General features: G+C 50.9%; 5 protein-coding genes and 1 pseudogene. 1 reads left to right on the forward strand and 5 read right to left on the reverse strand.

The genetic code is table 11. The annotated features are described in order from the left end of the window. Positions 1-64: 64 nt before the first annotated feature. Positions 65-589, forward strand: a complete 525-nt coding sequence (locus tag U8U01_RS02320; RefSeq protein ID WP_322169814.1) for a hypothetical protein — start codon at positions 65-67, stop codon at positions 587-589. 17 nt (positions 590-606) lie between these two features. Here U8U01_RS02320 and U8U01_RS02325 read toward each other — a convergent pair whose 3' ends face one another. From U8U01_RS02325 to U8U01_RS02345, 5 genes and pseudogenes are all read right to left on the reverse strand, one after another. Further along, complete coding sequence (locus tag U8U01_RS02325) at positions 607-2,631, reverse strand: DUF4368 domain-containing protein (protein WP_322169817.1); 2,025 nt, start codon at positions 2,629-2,631, stop codon at positions 607-609. Next, positions 2,628-2,846, reverse strand: coding sequence for a transposon-encoded TnpW family protein (locus U8U01_RS02330; RefSeq protein WP_322169819.1), 219 nt, complete (start codon positions 2,844-2,846; stop codon positions 2,628-2,630). Before U8U01_RS02330 ends, U8U01_RS02325 begins: the two co-directional genes overlap by 4 nt. A 535-nt stretch (positions 2,847-3,381) precedes the next feature. Next, positions 3,382-3,766: pseudogene (locus U8U01_RS02335) on the reverse strand (TnpV protein). A 312-nt stretch (positions 3,767-4,078) separates the two neighbouring features. Next, positions 4,079-5,755 carry a DUF4368 domain-containing protein gene (locus tag U8U01_RS02340; RefSeq protein WP_322169822.1) on the reverse strand — a complete coding sequence of 559 codons (1,677 nt, stop codon included), beginning with the start codon at positions 5,753-5,755 and terminating at the stop codon, positions 4,079-4,081. A gap of 100 nt (positions 5,756-5,855) precedes the next feature. Continuing rightward, positions 5,856-6,083: a TnpW family protein gene (locus tag U8U01_RS02345; RefSeq protein ID WP_004607973.1), complete on the reverse strand. Its 228-nt coding sequence runs from the start codon at positions 6,081-6,083 to the stop codon at positions 5,856-5,858. Positions 6,084-6,238 lie beyond the last annotated feature (155 nt).

Here is a 6,238-nt window from a genome sequence, read left to right on the forward strand (position 1 = left end):
ATTTTCAGCATCGTGCCGCAAATCAGGTTTTCAAAAAATGGCCGGACACAGGAGGCCAATCCCCATGTCCGGCGCATATTTCATATTTCCGTTACAGTTAGTGGTGGTGTTCAATTTGACCACCACCAGCAGTCGTAATGGTCTTGAGTTTTATTCCGTGATTTTGTTACGATTAAGGCAAGTGATCAATTTGGACACTTGCCTTATCCGTAACGCTCTGGCGATACGCCCGCTGGCGGCAGGCATTGGAGCAGTAGACCGCATCCGACCGCTTGGGGGTGAAGGTTTTTCCGCATCCTTTGCAGACCCGGTTCTGTCGTTTTTCCAGCCGCCGCTGTTTCAAATCTTTCTGATAGCCCCGATTCCCGCACAGATGGTAATAGCAATATTTCTTGGTTTCAATCAACGTGTAGAAATCCCGTCCACAGCCCTTACAGACGATTTTCCGTACAATGGAATTTGGTCTTATCCCGGCGAGTTTTTCTTCATACCATTGCTTCAGCGTTTCCTGATTTTCGTATTCCCAATCACAGTTCCACATAGGATTTTCCCTTCCTCCCATGAAACAGGGCGGGCCCAAAATATCTGACCCGCCCCATCCCATGTTTATACGGTTTCTGCTCCCTGCTCCTCGGCCCGCTTCTGCCGATACCGCATTTTGCTGTGCGCTTTCCTCTGGCAAGCCTCACAGCAGTATTTCACATCGTTCCTGGTCGTGGTGAACGCTTTCCCGCAGTTTCCGCAGACACATTCACGCATCCTGCCTGCCGCTGCCTCCTGCCGGTAGAATTTCGCCCGGCAGTTCGGGCCACAGAACAGAGTGTTCGACCTCGTGGATTCAAATTCTTCCCCACAACATTTGCAGATCAACTTGAACGGCTGGCCGACAGCGTGTTCGCCGGCCTTGATCTTCTGATAGCGTTCCCGGCTCTTGACCCGATGCCGGTGCAGGGAAGCCTGTCGCTTTTCTTCCTCCGGCGTCAACTCCGGTGCCGGGAGATTGAACCGTCCGATGAATTTCAGATAAATGTCTACTTGTTGTGTCCTGTCGCCGTCTACCTTTTCCGGGGCGTGGACGATGATCTTCTCGATGAACTCGTTTATCATGAGCGTAGTCAGTTCCGAGAAATCGGTGTACTTCTTCGCCAGGACGAGGAACCGTTCCACATTGGCGGTGTCCTGCTCGAAGCTGTCCAGCGCCGATTCCGCCTCCATGACGGATTGGCGGAGCGCCGTTTGCTCCTGCTCGTACCCGGCAAGGAGGGTGTCGAAGCGGTCTTCGCCAATACGCCCCACCGCATAGGATTCGTACAGCTTCTTAATGATGGCGTCCAGTTCCTCGCAGCGCCGCCTGTCCTTGTTCAGCTTGCGCTTCAGGTCTTTCGCCGCCTGCGCCTGCCGGACTTCGGATGCCGCCCGCACCTTCTGGATAAACTCGGCCTCGTTGGAGATAGCATAGGTGCTGGCGGAGCGGATCGTTTCCAGAATCAGCGTCCGCAGGGCCTTGGTGGAGATGTGGTGATTACTGCAAGCGGATGTCTTTCTTTGTCCCGCGAGTTTATACGAGGAACACTCATAGGCATCCGACGGATATGGCTTCGTCTCTCTGCCCCGTGTCCGCTGGTTATACATCTTTGCCCCGCAGTCGGCGCAGTAGACCAGCCCGGTCAGGGGATTGGCCTCGCCCATCGTGTCTATGCGGCGTGGTGTCCCCCGCAGCTTCTGCACAAGCTCCCATGTGGCGCGGTCAATGATGGCCTCGTGTGTGTTTTCAAAAATCAGCCAGTCCTCCGGGGCATGATAAACCGGCTGTTTATCTTTGTAGGATTCCTTATGGGAGCGGAAATTGACTGTATGCCCCATATACTCCGGCTTGGACAATATCTTTCCTACGATAAAGTCGCTCCATGCGTAGGGACGGTCTATGCTTTCTCTGCTTTTCCAGACACCCCGGCCATGTCTGGCCAGGTAAGCTGCCGGGGACTCAACCTGGTCCCGATACAAGATGTTCGCAATATCGCTCAGGCCGTGTCCCTCGATAGCTAACTGATAAATCCGCCGGACAACAGCGGCGGCCTCCTCGTCGATCAGCCAGTGGTATTTGTCGTTGGGGTCTTTCTTGTAGCCGTAGATGGCGCAGTTGGTGGTGGGCTTGCCGGACTCGCCCTTGACCCGGATAGCGGTTCGCTGCTTGCGGCTCAGGTCCCTCAAATACCATTCCGACATGATGTTGACAAACGGCGCAAACTCGCTGGAACTGGGGTCGGCACTGTCGATGCTGTTGCCGATGGCGATGAAGCGCACCCCAAATTTGCGAAAGAGAACCTCCGTGTAAAATCCTGTCTGAAGGTAATCTCTGCCGATTCTGCTCATGTCCTTGGTGAGTACCAGAGCCACTTTCCCGGCCTCAATATCGGCCACCAGCCGTTTCCATGCCGGACGGTCGAAGTTGCCGCCCGACCATCCGTCATCAGTATAATGGACGATATTGGAGAAGCTGTACTGGGCAGCGTAGCCCTCCAGGTATTTTTTCTGATTCACAATCGAATTACTGTCCCCGGCGGATTCATCGTCACGAGAGAGTCTCTCATATAAAGCCGTGATCTTTTCCTCAGTCTGTCTTGCGCTCATGACGCGCTCCTTTCAGACTGTCGGCTCATTTGTGGTGCATCCATCATACCACGTTCTTCGCCGTTTTGCAGCCCCTCATTTCGGATCATCCGCAAAATTTTTTCCTCCATCGTCTCGCCGCTGTTGTCGGAAAAGACCACCTTCACCTTGTAGGTGGTGGAGCCGATACGCCGGATCATATACTGGCAGTTTTGGTTTTCGTTGTTTTTCGTCATGGTGTCCTTTCTCATATCATCGAAACTCAAAAACAGAAATTTCTGATATGGGAAGCCGTTTCCCCGAAGCAGTTCCTGGCAGGCATATCCCTTTGCTGGTGCTGTGCCGTTGTGTCTCACCCTCGGTACGCTCGCTTTCGGTCATGGCATACTTTTCCGGCGTGATAGCTGCTCGGACGGTCATTCAGTTGTCGTTTTCGCCACCTTTCTGTTTCTGGATTTTGGGTTATGTATGAGAAAGGAAAAGCAGATACAAAAAACCGCCCACGGATTTTTCCGCAGTCGGCTATGTATCTGCCAAATGAAATATGTGTATTATATAGACATCAGATATTCAGTTCAAATATGGACTCATTATAATTCAAACGCCTGTTCCTGTCAAGCCCTGCCGAAGAAAATTTTTGAGGGAGGCGGCGGACAGGCAGTCAGCGATGGTACAAATGCAAAGGAAAAACTCCCGCAAGGTCCCGCCCATAGGGGGGGAGCCTTGCGGAAGCCTGTACGCTTTTGCGATGGTGCAAATGCCGGGTAAAAGTCATGCATAAATCAGTTCACACTTGATGCTTTCCTCAGCGCGGTTTACAATGCTGTTCATTGCCCTGACCCATTCCCACTGTGACTGGTGCTTCAATTCCTCGGTCACACCCTCGGCGGCGGCCATCTGTCTGATGATGAGCCGATAGCGGTCCTGCGCCTGCTCGTCCAGGTCGGCAAGGTAGTTGTGCAGCTTGCCCGTCAAAATCAGATGGTTGAGCAGAAGCGGATTCGTTTCCTCCAGGTACGCCCGGTGCATCCGCCCCCACTTCCCGATGGGGCGGTCATCATCCTCCGGCAGTCCGATAGCCGGGATGTAGTAGTCCCCGGCAAGGACATACAAGGCCATTCGTCTCGTCATGTATCCTCGGTTCCAGTTTGTCCATAGTGTTTTCCTCCGTCATTTCAGATGTTTTCGGTAGCGGCTACCGATAATGCGATACGGGTCTTTATCTCCTTTCCTACGACCGCAAGTCCTATTCACCACAAATGAGCCGCAGTCATATGTATTTGGTGGCAGAAACCACCCTCTACATAGTAACTCTCAGCGCATGATGCTTAGGCAGTATGCCGCAGAGCATGGGCTGACCGTTGTAGACGAGTACATTGACGACGGATGGAGTGGGACAAATTTTGTTGAGGTAAGATAACGTAACCTTTTTTGCAGAGGGCGTTATCTTACCTCTTTTTGATGTATGTTAGATAGCATAACTCTTTACGTCGGCTCCTATCTGTCTGAAATAGGAGATACTTTCGGTAGGCTTGTCGCCTGTATCAACTCTGCCGACAAAGCTATAAAAGATTTCGATTTTGCGGGTGTTCGTTTCCTTATCCAGTTCGTGAATAAGAATACGGTCAATAAATTCATGGACGTTTTCGTAGGTCAGTTCGGTAATGGCGGTGTACTTGCGTACCAGTGCGACAAACCTTTTCACGTCCGTGCTGCGCCCGGTGGCGTTGTCGATTTCCTGTGACAGCTCCGCAATCCTCCGGGTCAGCGTCTTTTTTTCTTCATCATAGCCGGAAGTCAGAAAAGCAAACTGTTCATCTGAAAGTTTCCCTAAAGCGTTGTCCTCGTAGAGCTTGCGGAATAAGATGTTCAGCTCGTTCATACGGTTCTGTGCCTTGTCAAGCTCTTTCCGCTGCTGTGTCAGCGTCTTTTGTACTGCCTTTGCGCTGCACTCGTTGGCGGTTTCGATAAACTCCTGTTCATGCTCTTTCACATAAGACGTTACGCGCTGCAAGTCTGCAAGGACAAGTTCTTTCAATACGCTTTTGCGGATATAATGTGTAGTGCAGAGCATATCATTTCTTGCCCGGTTGCGGTAGTTGCCGCAAGTGTAGGCGTGTTTCCGTTCAAGCGTCCCGGCTCCGCGTACTGCATACATTTTATAGCCGCAGTCCCCGCAAAAGAGAAGCCCGGAAAACAGGTCGATTTCATCAACCTTTGTCGGGCGGTGCCGGGTGGCAATCCGCTTCTGTGCAAGTTCAAAGGTTTCTTCATCAATCAAAGGTTCGTGAGTGTTGGGGAAGAAATACCTTTTTTCCTCCGGGTTCTTTTTCGTCTTTTTCGACTTATAAGATACCTTGTAGGTTTTCCCGGTTATGGTATGCCCTAAATACTCTTTCCTTGTCAGAATGTCGTACAGCGTCTTATCCGGCCAGTTGTACCATGCGTTGAGCTGTGGGCGGGGGTGGCGGTTGCTTCCTGTTCTGCGGTAGCGCAGTTCCCCGACGGTCAGTATTTCATTGTCCCGTAGCCAGTTCTGGATTTCACACATACGGTCGCCCCGTACATACATTGCAAAAATCTGTTTTACGACGTGCGCCGTTTCCGGGTCGGGTATCAGATGATTGCGGTTATCCGGGTCGATAAGGTAGCCGTAAGGGGCTTCGCCGTTGACGCGCTCGCCTTTCTGCGCCTTTGCCTGTTTGACAGCCCGGATTTTCTTTGAAGTGTCGCGGGCGTAAAACTCGTTGAACCAGTTCCGCAGAGGGGTAAACTCGTTATCTTCCCTCGCTGTGTCTACACCGTCGTTAATGGCAATGTAGCGCACTTCGTATTCTGGAAAGATAATTTCTATCAGTTCGCCGGTTTTCAGATAATTACGTCCCAGACGGGAAAGGTCTTTTGTTATGACGGTTGCCACGTTCCCGGCTTCAACCTCATGCAGCATGGCTTGAAGCCCCTCGCGCTCAAAGCTCACGCCGGAAAATCCGTCGTCTACAAAAAAGCGCGTGTTGAAAAAGTGGTGTTCGTCAGCATACTTTTGTAAAATCAGCTTTTGGTTCTGTATGCTCTCGCTTTCCCCGGCCTGCATATCTTCCTGGCTCAATCTGCAATATAAAGCGGTAATCTTGTCTGTCTGTAACATTTTGTCCTCCTTTCCGACGACAGACAAGCATGGTATTTGTACTGTCTATATTATACCACATACCGCTGCCTGTGTCATGTATAAAATGTGAAGAAACGCCCTATTTCCGGGCGTTTGCGGGGTTCAGCTCCATGTCTTTGCGAATGAGCTTTTTTATCTTTTTATCCAGTGTGTCCGTTGCGCGTTCACTTGCGGACGAACATACAAGGTAAGTAACTTTTCCGATTTTATGCTCCGTTGTGGTAACGGGCGTTTGGTTTTGCGTCAAAGAAAATCCCCCTTTCTTTCGCAAACATATAATACAGTCTATGAATAGCAGCAAGTCCACTATTCAATAAAACAAAGGCTTTAATCGGACGGTTATTAGATAGTGTCTACACAAGGTAGAGGAATTGTGATAGAATGGAAGCATCAAAAAAGACAGGAGAGGAAAAGATGGATGCTTCCTATCACAGACACGACATAAGCGATCAAGTGTGGTCG

It is taken from the genome of Acutalibacter caecimuris, from assembly GCF_034335085.1.
Taxonomy (GTDB): domain Bacteria; phylum Bacillota; class Clostridia; order Oscillospirales; family Acutalibacteraceae; genus Acutalibacter; species Acutalibacter caecimuris.